The sequence below is a fragment of the Stenotrophomonas sp. CS3K5 genome, assembly GCF_059515225.1.
This window is the reverse complement of sequence record NZ_JCAKRX010000016.1, coordinates 38,490-53,452: the sequence shown is the minus strand read 5'-3', so window position 1 is coordinate 53,452 and position 14,963 is coordinate 38,490. Positions and strand designations below refer to the sequence as shown.

The window sequence follows — 14,963 nt, the reverse complement described above, 5'->3', positions numbered from 1 at the left end:
CGCCGGGCCACGCCCGGCGGATGCAATGGGTTCAACGCAGCGGCGAAGCCAGTACGGTGATCTCTTCGCGGTCGTGGTACAGCTGCTTGGCACGCACCACCAGCGGCTTGCCGGCCTGATCCTGGAACAGGTCCAGGCACAGCCGGGTCTCGTCCCAGCGCTTCTTCATCGGCAGTTTCAGGTTGAAGATCGCGTGGCGGCACCAGCCTTCGCGGAACCAGGTGGCCATGCGCTCGGCCACGCGGCGCGGCTGCTCGACCATGTCGCAGACCATCCAGTCCAGCGGCTGCTCCGGGTGCCAGTGGAAACCATCGGCGCGCAGGTGCTCGACCAGGCCGGTATCCAGCACGTGCTGGCGCAGCGGGCCATTGTCGATGCTCAGCACCTGCATGTGCTGGCGGGTCAGCACCCAGGTCCACCCACCGGGCGCGGCACCGAGGTCGGCCGCGCGCATGCCGGGCTTCACCAGCGCTTCGCGCTCCTCCGGCGTCAGCAGGGTCAGCAGCGCTTCGTCCAGCTTCAGCGCCGAACGCGAGGGCGCTTCGGGCAGCAGCTTCAGGCGCGGAATGCCCAGTGCCCACGGCGCGCTGTCGGCCGGGTCGGCGACGCAGACGAAGGCGTGGGTGCCGTCAACGAACACCACGTGCAGGCGCGGCAGGCGGTTGTTCGCCTTGTCGGTCAGCTTGCCGGCCTTGCGCAGCGCCGGGCGCAGTGCGTTGCCGAACGCGCGGGCCAGCCCGGACAGCGGCTTGCCGGCGTCCGAGTCCGGGTGTTCCACCCACAGGTCACCGAAGCGCGGCGCATCGGCCAGCACCTCGAGCATCGGGCTGATGCGGTCGGCCGGGTCCAGCTGCGGCAATTCGGCCAGCACCACCAGCTTCTGCCGCGCGAAGATCAGCTCGCGCCAACGCAGGCGTGGTGCCAGTGCAGCCGCCTCGTCGCACATGAACAGCACGTAGCCGTCATTGCGCTGGGTGCGCGCATAACCGGCGAAACCGGCTTCACCGGCGCGGAACTGCAGCTCGCCGGCCAGCTCGGGCTCGAAGCCCTGCCGGCACAGGCACAGCAGGCCGATGCCGGCCTCAGTAACGGGCGCCATCGCTTTCCCCATAGGTGCGCAGCACGCTGCGTGCGGCGTCGCGGTTCAGGCCCTGCACCACTTCGATGCCGCGCTTGTTGAGTTCGCCGACCCAGTCGGCCGGCAGCGGGCCTTCGTCGAACGGGGTCAGTTCCTCGACGTCGGCCGAGCTGGCGCCGATCAGCAGGCGGTCGATGCCGGCCCACACGGTGGCGCCATAGCACTGGCAGCACGGCTGCGAGCTGGTGGCCAGGGTGACCGGCGACAGCACCGCGTTCAGGCGCGGGGTCTGCAGGCGCTGCTGGGCCAGCATGTAGGCCATGTTTTCGGCGTGCGCCAGCGATGTCGCATGCGGCATCACCCGGTTTACACCGGCGGCGATGACCTTGTCATCCGGCCCGAACACCACCGCGCCGAACGGGCCGCCACTGGCGTGCTCGACATTCAGTCGCGACAGCTCGATCGCCAGTGCGACCTTGGCCTCATCGCCTGGATATCGACGATCCAGGTCGATCTGGTCGTGGATCCAGGCGGGAAGGGTCAGGTGGACTTGCGCGTACAGCATCGCGGGGGTGCCTCGTGTGGGATGGAAGAAAGTGCGGTTGCTTGGGAAACCGGCGCGCAGTGTAGCCGCACCGGCCTGTACCGGGTGTGGGCGGGATCAGGCGGGCGCGCCGGTGCGGATCACCACGTACTGCTTGCGGAACTCCAGGCCGGCCTGCGGCCAGCTGGCGGCGTAGGCGCGCAGCAGCGGCAGTGCGGCAGCGAAGTCATGGCCGTTGACCCGGCAATCGGCCTCGCACAGGCCCTCGGCGTCGCGCGAGGCGAACAGGCGGATGGCCAGAAACGGGCGCGCCTTCAGCAGGTCCTCGAAGGCGTCCATGCTCCTGGTGAACAGACAGCAGGGGCAGGAGCCGTGGTCATCCTCGCGGCAGGTGGAGGCATCCACCTCCTGTGCGCGGTAATGCGCCAGCGGCCCCAGCACCACGGTGCGCTGCAGTTCCTCGCCTTCGTCGCCGGCCGGATAGGTCAGGCCCATCATCGGCAGGCCCTGCGCATCGGCGGCGCCGACCGCGGTCTGCAGGGTCGCCAGGTCCACCCGCACCCAGGTCTGCAGCCCGGACAGCAGCGACGCCTGCTCATCGGCACCGTTGGCGTGCTGGTACTCGAACAGGCCATCGGCGAACAGTACGGGATGCTGGATCTCGATGACCGTGGAGGTCTGCCAGCCGCCGTTGTCGCGCGCCTGGGCCGCCATCGCATGCGGGGTCAGGCGCAGGCCGCTGTCCAGCTGCAGTGCGCTGCCGTCGACGCGGCAGGCGATGCCGTCTTCCTGCAGCACCTGCTGCAGCAGCGGGAGAAGGGCGATGGAGCCGGTGGTCATGTCGGGCCTGTGGATGGATGGAATGGGGCATCCAGGCCGGGCCTGGGGCTAGCGGTCGAGCGCGTCGAGTTCTGCGCGATACCGCTGCGCGTCCGTCTGTTGCTGCGGATCATCGCCCTGGTCGCGCAGCCAGGTCTGTAGTTCGCGGCGATAGTCCGCACGGAAATCGGGATTGCCCGGGCTGAAGTGCAGTTTGCGCGCCGCCACCTCCACCCGCTCGCGTGCGCTGGCACGGGCCTGGGCGATGCCGTGCGGAGATTCGTTGGTGAGGATGACGAAGTTGCGCTGGAAACCCGGGGTGTACTTCACCACGAATGGCTGGTCCTGCGCCGGGATGCGGATTGTGTTCTCCAGCGGCCACATCGCGGCGGTATTGGTATGGAACACCACCTCCACGTCGCGGCCCTCGGCGGTGCGCAACACCGCTTCGTAACGCCAGATGTACTGCTCGTTGAGCGTGGAGTTGGTTTCCTCGGCCTTGACGATCACCGCCACTCCGCGCTCGCCCACCGCATTGAGGAAGGTGGCATTGAGGAAGCTGCCGAGGAAGATGTTGAGCATCGCCAGCGGGAATACCACGATGGCGTAGACCGGTGAACGCCGCCACCACGAGACCAGCCCGGCCAGCACCATTGCTGCAAAGAACGTCAGCAGCGGATGCTGCGAGATGAACCAGAGCAGGGCGGACAGGGCGGTGATCATCGTCGCGGTCGAGCGGGCGCCGTGCGGGCGCCCGCGCCGTTGCTCAGGCCGACCAGGTGTCGCGCAGGGTCACGCTGCGGTTGAACACCGGCTTGGCTTCGGTGTGGTCGCGGCGGTCGGCGACAAAGTAGCCGGTGCGCTCGAACTGGAACGACTGTTCCGGGGCAGCGCTGGCCGCGGCCGGCTCGACGTAACCGGTGACGGTGCGGCGCGATTCCGGGTTGAGGTAGTCGCGGTAGGTCTTGCCTTCCGATTCGTCGTCCGGGTTCGGCACCGAGAACAGGCGGTCGTACAGGCGGATCTCAGCCGGCACGCCATGCGCGGCGCTGACCCAGTGGATGGTGCCCTTGACCTTGCGGTTGGCGCCTTCCATGCCAGGACGCGATTCCGGATCCAGCCAGCCGCGCAGCTCGGTGATGGTGCCGTCGGCATCCTTGACCACTTCATCGCAGCGGATGATGCCGGCGCCACGCAGGCGCACTTCGCCGCCCGGCACCAGGCGCTTCCAACCCTTCGGCGGCACTTCGGCGAAGTCCTCGCGGTCGATCCACACCTCGCGCGCGAACGGCACTTCGCGGCTGCCGAAGCTCTCGTCCTTGGGGTGGTTGCTGAAGGTCAGCTGCTCTGCGTGGCCTTCGGGCAGATTGGTCAGCACCAGCTTGACCGGGTCGACTACCGCCATGCGGCGCGGTGCGGCGCTGTCCAGGTCTTCGCGCAGCGCGCCCTCCAGCACGCTGAAGTCGATCAGCGAATTCTGCTTGCTGATGCCCACGCGCTCGGCGAACAGGCGCATCGCCGCCGGGGTGTAGCCACGGCGACGCAGGCCCTGCAGGGTCGGCATGCGCGGGTCCTCCCAGCCGTCCACCAGCTGTTCGGTGACCAGCGCCATCAGCTTGCGCTTGCTCATCACCGTGTAGTTGATGTTCAGGCGCGAGAACTCGATCTGGCGCGGCTTGGCCGCTTCGCGCGGCAGGCCGGCATCGACCAGCGGCTGGGTCAGCGCGTCGTCATGGGCGAAATCGACGTTGTCCACGCACCAGTCGTACAGCGGGCGGTGGTCTTCGAATTCCAGCGTGCACAGCGAGTGGGTGATGCCTTCGATCGAATCACCCAGTGCATGGGCGAAGTCGTACATCGGGTAGATCGGCCACGCGTTGCCGGTGTTCTGGTGCTCGACGTGCTTGATGCGGTACAGCGCCGGATCGCGCAGGTTGATGTTGCCACTGGCCATGTCGATCTTCGCGCGCAGGGTGCGCGCGCCATCCGGGAATTCACCGGCGCGCATGCGGCGGAACAGGTCGAGATTTTCCTCGACGCTGCGGTCGCGCCACGGCGACGGTCGGCCCGGCTCGGTCAGGGTGCCGCGGTAGGCGCGCACTTCCTCGGCCGAGAGGTCGCAGACATAGGCCTTGCCCTGTTCGATCAGCTTCTCGGCGGCCAGGTAATAGGTCTGGAAGTAGTCCGAAGCGTGGCGCAGCTCGTTCCACTCAAAGCCCAGCCAGCGCACGTCGTCCTGGATCGCGGCCACGTATTCCGGGTCTTCCTTGGCCGGGTTGGTGTCGTCGAAACGCAGGTTGCAGACACCGCTGAACTCGCCGGCAATGCCGAAATTCAGGCAGATCGACTTGGCGTGGCCGATGTGCAGGTAGCCGTTCGGCTCGGGCGGGAAGCGGGTCTTGATCGCCTGGTGCTTTCCGCTGGCCAGGTCCTCGCGCACGATCTGGCGGATGAAATCGCGCTTCTCGTGGCTGTCGGCGGGGGTCTCGGGGCTGGCGGGGGTGTGCTCGGACATGAGTCTGGGGCGAAAAAGGGCAGAAAGACCAACAGTCTAGCGCGTACCGGGCGGAGCTGCCCGGTGGGCCAGGGGGCTGCCGGGCAGCGGCCAGCACTACCCCCCACCTTCTGCGGTTGCCGGCCGCCGGATTGTGGATTGACGCGGAGATGGGTAGTGCCAGTCGCTGGCCGGCAGAACGCACCCGGCATTCAGCCCCCAGGCGTATGCTGGACCCCCGTCCCACGGAGCCGCCGCATGCACATCGTGTACAAGGCCGACAACCTGTTCGACGCCCACCTGGTCAAGCACGCGCTGGAAGATGCCGGCATTCCCGCCTTCGTGTTCGGCGAGTCGCTGCTGGGCGGCATGGGCGAGCTGCCGCTGTTCGGCGTGCTGCGGGTCGGCATCCCCGATGCCGCGCGCCCGCAGGCCGAGGACATCGTGGCCGCGCTGGACTTGGGCCAGGCCCCGTCCGACCCCATCTCCGATGCAGATGACATTGCCGGACTGCCGGCGTAGGAGCGCATCATGTTGGGTATTGGCCAGGGCATTCTCGGCATCGGTGCGTTCAAGCAGCGCCTGCCGCGTGCGGAAGAAGCGCTGCCGGGGCGTGAGCAGCCGCTGCCGCTGCACAGCAACCAGCACTTCGTGAACAGCCATCCGCTGAAGGATCGCTTCGCCGGCCTGCAGCAGGTCCGTTTCGCATTGGGCTGCTTCTGGGGCGCCGAGCGCAAGTTCTGGACCGAGCCGGGCGTGTACAGCACCTCGGTGGGCTATGCCGGTGGCATCACCCCGAACCCGACCTACGAAGAGGTCTGTTCGGGCCTGACTGGCCACACCGAAGTGGTGCAGGTGGTGTTCGATCCGGCCGTGGTGAGCCTGGAGCGCCTGCTGCAGCTGTTCTGGGAAAGCCACGACCCGACCCAGGGCATGCGCCAGGGCAACGACACCGGCACCCAGTACCGTTCGGCCATCCACGCCACCGACGAGGCGCAGTACAAGGCCGCGCTGGCCAGCCGCGAGGCCTACCAGGCGCAGCTGGATGCAGCCGGCTACGGCCCGATCACCACCGAGATCGTGTATCCGGCGCCTGAGTACTACTACGCCGAGGATTATCACCAGCAGTACCTGGCGAAGAACCCGAACGGCTACTGCGGCATTGGCGGCACCGGCGTGAGCTGCCCGATCGGCCTGGATGTGGAAGCGCCGCGCTGACGCGCGGAGGTCCGCCTGCGGCGGGCAGAAGCCAAAGCCTGGTAGAGCCGACTGCTAGTCGGCTGAAAGCCAAAGCGGCTCTGGGTTGCTGATGGTTTGGCGGGACGGGGGCGGCTGGCAGGACACGCCGTAAACCCGTCCATGGGGGCTCGATGGCGCCATCCATGGCGCCAACGGTCCTGCCAGCTGCCCCCGTCCCCCCTTCGACAGTTTCCCGGTGACGGTGGGCAAGAGCATTTGTGTACTGACGAACTGAAGGAAAACAAAAAGGACGCGGCCTTCGCCGCGTCCTTTTTGTTTGGTCCTGCAGTGCTTTCTGTAGAGCGGAGCCATGCTCCGCTCCAAGCAAGCGAAGCGCGCGACCCGCTGTTGCTCTTCTTTCTTTCTTCCGTGGCGGGCGGCCGCGGGAAACTGTCGAAGGCAGGGTGGGTAGGCCGTGCAGGGGCGTGAGCCGCATGGATGCGGCGACCGAGCTTACAGGGACGTACTTGCAGCGTCCCCTGCACGGCCTACCCACCCTGCCAACCGCATGATCCGCTCTTCGCGACCAATCGACCCGCCACGAGGGGCTCAGCCGTTGGCCGGAATCACAGTTCCGAGCGAATGCGCTCGCGCAGCGCCTGCAGATCCTTGGCAAACGCATCGATACCCGTCGCCAGCTTCTCGGTCGCCATCGGATCGGCAGCCAGGTCGGCGGCGAACTTCGCTGCGTCGATCGGGGTCACCGCCGCGCCGTCGGCGGCACCGGCCACCAGCTTGCGCGGCAGCAGGCCGTGGTCGGCGTCCAGCTTCTCCAGCAGGTCCGGCGAAATGGTCAGGCGGTCGCAGCCGGCCAGCGCTTCGATCTGTGCGGTCGAACGGAACGAGGCGCCCATCACCACCGTCTTCGAACCGCGGCGCTTGAATTCGGCATAGACGCCGCGCACGAACTTCACGCCCGGGTCTTCGTCGATGCTGGCCGGGGTCTGGCCGTTGGCCACGTACCAGTCCAGGATGCGGCCGACGAACGGCGAGATCAGGAACGCACCGGCTTCGCTGCAGGCCAGCGCCTGGGTCGGGTTGAAGATCAGGGTCAGGTTGCAGTCGATGCCTTCGGCCTGCAGGATGCGCGCGGCTTCCACGCCTTCCCAGGTCGCGGCGATCTTGATCAGGATCTTCTCGCGCGGCACGCCGGCATCGGCGTACATCTGGATGAACTGGCGGGCCTTGGCCACGGTGGCGGCGGTGTCGTGGGCCTGGTCGGCGTCCACTTCAGTGGACACGCGGCCCGGCACCAGCGTGCTCAGCAGCGCGCCGACGCCGATGGTCAGGCGATCGGCCACGGCGTGCACCACGGCTTCGCGGTCACCGCTCTGCTGGCGGCCCCAAGCGAGTTCGCGTTCGATCAGCTCAGCGTAGACCGGCAGGTCCAGCGCCTTCTTCACCAGGGTCGGGTTGGTGGTGCAGTCCACCGGCTGCAGGCGCTTGATGGCGTCGTAGTCACCGGTATCGGCAACGACCACGGACAGTTCGCGCAGCTGGGACAGTTTGGACGGGGTACTCATTACGGCTCCTGGTGCAGGGGGATCGAATCGCGCGCGGTGCGCAGCGGTAATCAGGGGCGGTCGTTGTGGACCGCGGTCACGCGCAGGCGCAGCTTGCGGCCGCCGGGCGCATTCCAGTCGATGCTCTGGCCGATGGCCAGGCCGAGCAGGGCACTGCCGACCGGGGCCAGCACGGACACCTTGCCCTCATCGACGTTGGCTTCGCGGGGGAAGACCAGGGTCAGGACATGCGTTTCGCCCGACACTTCATCTTCGCACTCCACGCGCGAATGCATCATGACGATGCCTTCGGGAATCTGGTCCGGTGCCAGCACGGTGGCCCGGTTGAGTTCTTCGGCAAGCGCGAGCGCGGCAGGCGTCTGGCTCAGCGCAGGGGAATCAAGCATGGCCTCCAGGCGGTCCATGTCGAAGGTGGATACAGTAATCGACGGCGGCAGGCCGCTGGCGGTGTTCATGGTGGCGCTCCTTGGTTGAAAGCCATGCAAAAGGCGGCACCTGCTGGCGCCGCCTGTCTGTATTGTGGGGACAAATGCGGCCGGAATCGACTCCTGCCGATTCCAGGCCCGCGCCGCAGGGGCTCAGCCGTTCAGCACCGGGCCGGGCAGCGCGGTGGCGTCGCCCACGCCGGCATTCACCGCATCGAGGGTGAACAGTGTCTGTGGCAGGCGCTTGAACTGGTCGGCCAGTTCCATCAGGAAATCGTTCATCGCCGAGCTGCGGCGCCAGATCATCGCGATGCGGCGGCTGGGGCGGCCTTCGCCGGTGAAATCGAGCAGGCGGATGTTGTTCGAGCGCGGCACCGGCGGCTGCACCGACAGGCTGGGCAGCAGGGTGATGCCGACGTCGGCGGCCACCATCTGGCGCAGGGTTTCCAGGCTGGTGGCGCGGAACTCGGACTTCTCGTTGGCGCCGAACAGGCGGCACACTTCCAGCGCTTGGTCGCGCAGGCAATGGCCGTCTTCCAGCAGCAGCAGCTTCTGCGTGGCCAGCTCCTGCACGTCCAGATGTTCGCGGCGGGCCAGCGGGTGGCGTCCGGACACGGCCAGCAGGAACGGCTCCTCGAACAGGAACTCGGCGTGCAGCTGGTCGTCGATTACCGGCAATGCCAGCAGTGCGGCGTCCAGCTTGCCCTCGCGCAGGCGGTCCAGCAGCACGTCGCTCTTTTCCTCGACCAGCAGCAGTTCCAGTTCGGGGAAGCGCTCGCGGATGCGCGGGATCACATGCGGCAGCAGGTACGGGCCCAGGGTCGGGAAGATCCCCAGGCGCACCGTACCGGCTTCCGGATCGCGGCTGCGCCGCGCCGCTTCCTTCAACTGCTCCACTTCGGACACGATCACCCGTGCCCGTGCGGCAGCCTCCTGGCCGGCCGGGGTCAGCATCACCTTGCGCGGTGCGCGTTCCACCAGCGGCAGGCCCAGCTCTTCTTCCAGCTTGCGGATCTGCGTGGACAGCGTGGGCTGGCTGACGAAGCAGGAAGCGGCAGCCCGGCCGAAATGCTTGTGGTCGGCCAGGGCTACCAGGTACTTCAGATCACGTAGGTTCATCCTTACACCCCAGGGGCAACGGACCGGCTGACGGCTTGGTTACCCGGCAGGCAGACAAGGTTCCCGCTGACCTGGGAACGGTGGATCAGGCAGCTTCAGCAACGGCACCGCTGCTGCTGCTCACCGACGAGCGGATCAGATGATCGAACGCGCTCAGCGCGGCGGTGGAACCGGCGCCCATGGCGATGATGATCTGCTTGTAGGGTACCGTGGTGCAATCGCCGGCAGCGAACACACCCGGCAGATTGGTCTGGCCGCGGTCGTCGATGACGATCTCGCCGCGCGGCGACAGCGCCACCACATCCTTCAGCCACTCGGTGTTGGGCAGCAGGCCGATCTGCACGAAGATGCCTTCCAGCTCGACACGGTGGGCATCGCCGCCGACGCGGTCCTTGTAGACCAGGCCGGTGACCCGGCTGCCATCGCCCAGCACTTCGGTGGTCTGGGCGCTGGTCAGTACGGTGACGTTGGCCAGGCTGCGCAGCTTCTTCTGCAGTACTTCATCGGCGCGCAGGCTGGAATCGAACTCCAGCAGGGTCACATGCGACACGATGCCTGCCAGGTCGATGGCCGCTTCCACGCCGGAATTGCCACCGCCGATCACCGCCACGCGCTTGCCCTTGAACAGCGGGCCATCGCAGTGCGGGCAGTAGGCCACGCCCTTGTTGCGGTACTGGTCCTCGCCCGGCACGTTCATCTGCCGCCAGCGCGCACCGGTGGACAGGATCACCGAACGCGACTTCAGCACCGCGCCGTTCTCCAGCTGCACCTGCACCAGGCCGTCTTCACCGGCCGGCACCAGCGCAGTGGCGCGCTGCAGGTTCATGATGTCCACCTCGTACTCGCGCACGTGCTGTTCCAGCGCCGTGGCCAGCTTCGGGCCTTCGGTCTCCTTCACCGAGATGAAGTTCTCGATTGCCATGGTGTCCAGCACCTGGCCACCGAAACGCTCGGCGGCGATACCAGTGCGGATGCCCTTGCGCGCGGCGTAGATCGCCGCAGCCGCGCCGGCCGGGCCACCGCCGACCACCAGCACGTCGAAGGCGTCCTTGGCGGCGATCTTCTCGGCATCGCGCTTGCCGGCGTTGGTGTCCAGCTTGGCCACGATCTGTTCCAGGGTCATGCGGCCCTGGTCGAACACTTCACCGTTGAGGTACACGGTGGGCACCGACATGATCTCGCGCTGCTCGACTTCGTCCTGGAACAATGCGCCGTCGATGGCCACGTGCTGGATGCGCGGGTTGAGCACCGCAGCCAGGTTCAGCGCCTGCACCACGTCCGGGCAGTTCTGGCAGGACAGCGAGAAGTAGGTTTCAAAGCGGTACTCGCCCTCCAGGTTCTGCACCTGCTCGATCAGCTCGGCAGTGGCCTTGGACGGGTGGCCGCCGACCTGCAGCAGCGCCAGCACCAGCGAGGTGAACTCGTGGCCCATCGGCAGACCGGCGAAGGTCAGGTGGATGTCCTGGCCCGGGGTGCCCAGGTCGAAGGACGGCACACGGCCCTGGCCATCGCGCAGCACCTGCAGCGAGATCTTGTCCGACAGGCTTTCCAGGGTCTGCAGCAGCTCCAGCATTTCCTGCGACTTGGCGCCGTCGTCGGCGTGCGCGGTGATCTGGATCGGGCGGGTCACGCGCTCCAGATAGGTCTTCAGCTGCGACTGCAGGTTGGCGTCCAACATCGGGTCTTCTCCTGGCTTCAGGCAAACAGGGGGCGTGGCACCGCTATAGAAGGTAGCGGACCAGCAGGGGGTAGGGGTGAACCCAAGACAGCGACCGTGGAAGGGGCTGGCTGGCCAAGGCTGGGGCGCGTTGGCTGTCTTGGGTTCACCCCCACGCCGGCGGGGGGACCGGCACGGGGATGAAGGGCGCGCGGTGGCGTGGGGCCACCGCAGGCTGGTACTGCTTTAGATCTTGCCGACCAGGTCCAGCGACGGGGTCAGGGTCTTCTCGCCTTCCTTCCACTTGGCCGGGCACACCTGGTTCGGGTTGGCGGCGGTGAACTGGGCGGCCTTCAGCTTGCGCAGGGTCTCGGCGACGTCACGGGCGATCTCGTTGGAGTGGATCTCCTGGGTCTTGATCACGCCTTCCGGGTTGATGATGAAGGTGCCGCGCAGGGCCAGGCCTTCTTCCTCAATGTGCACGCCGAAGGCGCGGGTCAGCTTGTGGGTCGGGTCGCCGACCAGCGGGAACTGGGCCTTGCCGACGGCCGGCGAGGTTTCGTGCCACACCTTGTGCGAGAAGTGGGTGTCGGTGGTGACGATGTAGACCTCGGCGCCGGCCTTCTTGAACTCGGCGTAATGGTCGGCGGCGTCTTCGATCTCGGTCGGGCAATTGAAGGTGAAGGCGGCCGGCATGAAGATCAGGACGGACCACTGGCCCTTCAGGCTGTTGTCGGAAACCTTGATGAACTCGCCGTTGTGGTAGGCATTGGCTTCGAACGACTGGATCGGAGTGTTGATCAGGGACATCGTTTTTCCTCTGGGTGAAGGGGAGTGGGTGAATCGACAGGAGCTAGGTTACCGATTCAATTGCGATAAGAACAATCCATTGATTGCATCTATTTGATAGATGCAGGCTATCAAAATGCGATGAGCAGCTACTGAACCTTGCCGCTCACATCCTGCAACTGGCTGTATGACAAGGAAAATCTTCCCCGGCAGGTGAACGCGGCCGATAGCCCGTCCTTATCCCGTTCGCCAGAACCTGAACAGATTCCGCTGTTGTAGAGCCGAGCCTACGCTCGGCTGTTCCAGAAGCGGCCGAGCATGGGCTCGGCTCTACAATTGCGGCATGTCTGTCAAAACCGAACCCACCCTGCGCCAGGTCGTGGCCGAGGCCAGCGCCCGCCTGGGCGGCATCGAGGCCCGCCACGAGGCCGAACTGCTGCTGCTGCATGTGCTGGACCGCCCGCGCAGCTGGCTGTTCGCGCACGCCACCGATCCGCTGGCCGCGGCCGACCAGGCCGTCTTCGACGCCCTGCTGGCACGCCGTGCGGCCGGCGAGCCGGTGGCCTACCTGACCGGCCGCCGCGGCTTCTGGACGCTGGACCTGGAGGTCGACCCGGCCACGTTGATCCCGCGCCCGGAAACCGAGCTGCTGGTGGAACTGGCGCTGGACCGCCTGCCGCTGGACCGCGCGCTGCAGCTGGCCGACCTCGGCACCGGCAGCGGCGCGATCGCGCTGGCGCTGGCCAGCGAACGGCCGCGGGCGCAGGTGCTGGCCACCGATGCCAGCCCCGGTGCGCTGGCTGTCGCTGCGCGCAACGCGGCGCGCCATGAACTGCACAACGTGCGCCTGGCCGAGGGCGGGCACGATTGGTATGCGCCGCTGCAGGGCGCGCGCTTTGATCTGATTGCCAGCAACCCGCCGTACATCGCCAGCGACGATCCGCACCTGGAACAGGGCGACCTGCGCTTCGAACCGGCCACCGCGCTGGCCTCGGGCCCGGATGGCCTGGATGACATCCGCCGCATCGTCGACGGTGGCCCGGCGCATCTGTTGCCCGGTGGCTGGCTGCTGATCGAACACGGCTGGGACCAGGGCGAGGCGATCCGCGCGCTGTTCGACGCCGCTGGTTTCGCGCAGGTGCAGACCGTGCAGGACCTGGAGCAGCGCGACCGCATCACCCTGGGCCGGCGACCGGCCTAGAATGGAGGTTCTCCTGCCCCGGCAGGGCATCACCCTGGAGCTGCAAGCATGCGTACGCTGTACCCCGCCATCACCCCCTACGACGTCGGCACCCTGAAGGTCGACGACCGCCACACGCTGTACTTCGAACAGTGCGGCAACCCGGACGGCAAGCCGGTGGTGATGCTGCACGGTGGCCCGGGCGGCGGCTGCAGCGACAAGATGCGCCAGTTCCACGACCCGTCCAAGTACCGGATCATCCTGTTCGACCAGCGTGGTGCCGGCCGTTCCACCCCGCACGCCGACCTGGTGGACAACACCACCTGGGACCTCGTTGCCGATATCGAAAAGCTGCGCGAGCACCTGAACGTCGATCGCTGGCAGGTGTTCGGCGGCAGCTGGGGCTCGACCCTGGCCCTTGCCTATGCCGAAACGCACCCGCAGCGCGTGACCGAACTGGTGCTGCGCGGCATCTTCATGCTGCGCCGCTGGGAACTGGAATGGTTCTACCAGGAAGGTGCCAACCGCCTGTTCCCGGATGCGTGGGAGCATTACCTCAAGCCGATTCCGTCGGTGGAGCGTCACGACCTGATCTCGGCCTTCCACCGCCGCCTGACCAGCGACGACGAAACCACGCGCCTGGAAGCGGCCAAGGCGTGGGCGGTGTGGGAAGGCGCGACCAGCTTCCTGCACGTGGACGATGACTTCATCAACAGCCACGAAGACCCGCATTTCGCACTGGCGTTCGCCCGCATCGAGAACCACTACTTCGTCAACGGCGGCTTCTTCGAGGTGGAAGACCAGTTGCTGCGCGACGCGCACCGCATCGCCGACATCCCGGGAGTGATCGTGCACGGCCGCTACGATGTGGTCTGCCCGCTGGCCAATGCCTGGGACCTGACCAAGGTGTGGCCGAAGGCCAAGCTGGAAATCACCCCGGCCTCGGGCCACTCGGCGTTCGAAGCGGAGAACGTGGACGCGCTGGTACGCGCCACCGATAGCTTCGCCTGAGCGTTGGCATTGCGTTGACGGCCAGATCCAACGCAGCTCGGTAGTGCCGGCCGCTGGCCGGCAACCCGGAAATGGTTGGATCGGCAAAGACGCCGGCCAGTGGCCGGCGCTACCACTCCCCGGCCAACAACGCGTCGGCCAGCACCTGCAGTTTCGGCGAGTGCTGACGCGACGGCGGGTAGATCAGCGACAGTGCGCGGCTGCGGCCTTCGAACGGCTGCAGCACGCGCTGCAGGCGGCCATCGGCCAGTGCGTCGGCCACGGCGAAATCCATGACCTGCACGATGCCGATACCGGCGATCGCCGCTTCCACCAGCGGGTCACCGCTGTCGAACACCATCCGCGTCGGCGGCGTGAACTCGTACAGCTGGCCCTGCTGCAGGAACTGCCATTCGACCACACGGCCACTGCGCAGGTTGCGCACGGCCAGGCACGCATGGTGATGCAGATCCTCGACAACGGCCGGCGTGCCGCAGCGGGCCAGGTAGTCCGGGCTGGCCACGGTCACCCAACGCAGGGGCCGCAGCGCGCGCGCGACGATGCGCTGGTCGGCGATCACGCCGGTGCGCAGCGCGGCATCAAACCCTTCCTCGACCAGATCGACCAGGCGATCGCTGAGCACGGCTTCCACCTGCAGCTGCGGATGCCGTTCCAGCAATGGTGCCAGCAGCGGCACCAGCACCTTGCGCCCGAACATCGAGGGCGCGCTGATCTTCAGCGTGCCCGAGGGCGTGCAGGGGCGGTCGGCCAACTGGCGCTCGGCATCTTCGAAGCCGCACAGCAGCGGTGCGACCTGATCGACGAACTGGCGGCCATCCGGGGTCAACGCCACGTTGCGGGTGTTCCGCTGCAGCAGTTTCACCCCCAGCGTGGCCTCCAGCCGGCTGATCGCGCGCGACAGGCCGGATTGGCTCAGGCCCAGCTGGCCGGCCGCCACGGTGAAGCTGCGCGCTTCGGCCACCTGCACCAGCATGCGCACGGCATTGAGGTCCATCGCGGTTCCATTCATGCGGAAAATCATGACAGATATGGCTGTGCGGGGGTTTATTGATTGTGCCGCATCAATGAGACTGCGCTCCCCCCTT

General features: G+C 67.1%; 15 protein-coding genes. 4 read left to right on the top strand and 11 right to left on the bottom strand.

All coding sequences use genetic code 11. The annotated features are described in order from the left end of the window. Positions 1-31: 31 nt before the first annotated feature. The 5 genes from rlmM to AC5YGJ_RS19055 all read right to left on the bottom strand — a co-directional run bounded on the left by rlmM (position 32) and on the right by AC5YGJ_RS19055 (position 4,956). The gene (rlmM, locus tag AC5YGJ_RS19075) at positions 32-1,099 is read right to left on the bottom strand and encodes a 23S rRNA (cytidine(2498)-2'-O)-methyltransferase RlmM (RefSeq protein ID WP_249841867.1); all 1,068 of its coding nucleotides are present in this window, start codon (positions 1,097-1,099) and stop codon (positions 32-34) included. Continuing rightward, positions 1,083-1,643, bottom strand: a complete 561-nt coding sequence (locus AC5YGJ_RS19070; protein WP_496187423.1) for a nucleoside deaminase — start codon at positions 1,641-1,643, stop codon at positions 1,083-1,085. Before AC5YGJ_RS19070 ends, rlmM begins: the two co-directional genes overlap by 17 nt. A gap of 96 nt (positions 1,644-1,739) precedes the next feature. Then, positions 1,740-2,462, bottom strand: a complete 723-nt coding sequence (locus AC5YGJ_RS19065) for a DUF6348 family protein (protein WP_496187422.1) — start codon at positions 2,460-2,462, stop codon at positions 1,740-1,742. A gap of 48 nt (positions 2,463-2,510) precedes the next feature. Next, positions 2,511-3,164 carry a hypothetical protein gene (locus AC5YGJ_RS19060; RefSeq protein WP_496187421.1) on the bottom strand — a complete coding sequence of 218 codons (654 nt, stop codon included), beginning with the start codon at positions 3,162-3,164 and terminating at the stop codon, positions 2,511-2,513. A gap of 43 nt (positions 3,165-3,207) precedes the next feature. Further along, positions 3,208-4,956, bottom strand: coding sequence for a glutamine--tRNA ligase/YqeY domain fusion protein (locus AC5YGJ_RS19055; protein ID WP_249841864.1), 1,749 nt, complete (start codon positions 4,954-4,956; stop codon positions 3,208-3,210). A gap of 237 nt (positions 4,957-5,193) precedes the next feature. On the opposite strand from AC5YGJ_RS19055, the gene AC5YGJ_RS19050 reads away from it, so the two are divergent. Continuing rightward, complete coding sequence (locus tag AC5YGJ_RS19050) at positions 5,194-5,457, top strand: putative signal transducing protein (protein WP_106550103.1); 264 nt, start codon at positions 5,194-5,196, stop codon at positions 5,455-5,457. A 30-nt stretch (positions 5,458-5,487) separates the two neighbouring features. Further along, complete coding sequence (msrA, locus tag AC5YGJ_RS19045) at positions 5,488-6,153, top strand: peptide-methionine (S)-S-oxide reductase MsrA (RefSeq protein WP_496187443.1); 666 nt, start codon at positions 5,488-5,490, stop codon at positions 6,151-6,153. A gap of 587 nt (positions 6,154-6,740) precedes the next feature. Here msrA and AC5YGJ_RS19040 read toward each other — a convergent pair. From AC5YGJ_RS19040 to ahpC, 5 genes are all read right to left on the bottom strand, one after another. Further along, entirely contained in the window at positions 6,741-7,697 is a 957-nt protein-coding gene (locus AC5YGJ_RS19040; RefSeq protein WP_496187420.1) for a transaldolase, read from the bottom strand. 50 nt (positions 7,698-7,747) lie between these two features. Continuing rightward, on the bottom strand, positions 7,748-8,152 hold the full coding sequence (gene rnk / locus AC5YGJ_RS19035; RefSeq protein WP_079220704.1) for a nucleoside diphosphate kinase regulator: 405 nt from the start codon (positions 8,150-8,152) through the stop codon (positions 7,748-7,750). A gap of 123 nt (positions 8,153-8,275) precedes the next feature. Then, entirely contained in the window at positions 8,276-9,241 is a 966-nt protein-coding gene (locus AC5YGJ_RS19030) for a LysR substrate-binding domain-containing protein (protein WP_496187419.1), read from the bottom strand. Between the two features lie 85 nt (positions 9,242-9,326). Continuing rightward, positions 9,327-10,919: an alkyl hydroperoxide reductase subunit F gene (gene ahpF, locus AC5YGJ_RS19025; RefSeq protein ID WP_496187418.1), complete on the bottom strand. Its 1,593-nt coding sequence runs from the start codon at positions 10,917-10,919 to the stop codon at positions 9,327-9,329. Positions 10,920-11,144: 225 nt separating this feature from the next. After that, positions 11,145-11,708, bottom strand: coding sequence for an alkyl hydroperoxide reductase subunit C (ahpC, locus tag AC5YGJ_RS19020; protein ID WP_107229920.1), 564 nt, complete (start codon positions 11,706-11,708; stop codon positions 11,145-11,147). A gap of 322 nt (positions 11,709-12,030) precedes the next feature. On the opposite strand from ahpC, the gene prmC reads away from it, so the two are divergent. Both prmC and pip read left to right on the top strand, forming a co-directional pair. Beyond that, on the top strand, positions 12,031-12,888 hold the full coding sequence (prmC, locus tag AC5YGJ_RS19015; protein ID WP_496187417.1) for a peptide chain release factor N(5)-glutamine methyltransferase: 858 nt from the start codon (positions 12,031-12,033) through the stop codon (positions 12,886-12,888). 48 nt (positions 12,889-12,936) lie between these two features. Continuing rightward, the gene (gene pip, locus AC5YGJ_RS19010) at positions 12,937-13,878 is read left to right on the top strand and encodes a prolyl aminopeptidase (RefSeq protein WP_249841859.1); all 942 of its coding nucleotides are present in this window, start codon (positions 12,937-12,939) and stop codon (positions 13,876-13,878) included. Positions 13,879-13,987: 109 nt separating this feature from the next. Here the strand turns inward: pip and AC5YGJ_RS19005 are convergent, their stop codons facing one another. Next, a complete protein-coding gene (locus AC5YGJ_RS19005; protein ID WP_249844904.1) occupies positions 13,988-14,872 on the bottom strand; it encodes a LysR family transcriptional regulator in 885 nt (294 codons plus the stop codon). Positions 14,873-14,963 lie beyond the last annotated feature (91 nt).